General features: G+C 55.6%; 1 pseudogene. It reads right to left on the bottom strand.

Going from position 1 to position 365, the window contains the following annotated elements:
* Positions 1 to 53: 53 nt before the first annotated feature.
* Positions 54 to 338 (bottom strand): annotated as a pseudogene (locus tag HX786_RS30980) (IS3 family transposase); the annotation flags it as partial.
* Positions 339 to 365 lie beyond the last annotated feature (27 nt).

Below are 365 nucleotides of genomic sequence, written 5' to 3'. Positions count from 1 at the left end.
AGCACAGCGGCCTACCGGCGTTTTTCAAGGTAGTTGTCGCGTCCACCATCGTGCTACGCGACCTTGATGCTCACTGTCAGCTCCCTTTCGGGGTTCAGATATACCGTTCCGGCTGGCTTCCAGTTGCGTGTCTCACCAGACCAACGCTCCGGTCTCTTTTCTCTAGCTTGCCCGTAGATTGCATCGCGCCGGGCCAGGATTTCCCGGTCTTTTCCCTCGTGACGTTGAGCCGGTGTCACAAAACGGATTCGGCTATGACGATGCTCGGTGTTGTACCAGGTCATAAAGCCCCTCACCCAAACACGCGCATCATCCAGGTTGCTAAACACATCTAGTGGCTACTGCGCTCAGTATTTCAGCGTCCT

It is taken from the genome of Pseudomonas sp. 21615526 (genome assembly GCF_013386245.1).
Classification (GTDB): Bacteria; Pseudomonadota; Gammaproteobacteria; order Pseudomonadales; family Pseudomonadaceae; genus Aquipseudomonas.
Note: the sequence above shows the minus strand (reverse complement) of the source record. Positions and strands in the feature narration are given on the sequence as shown.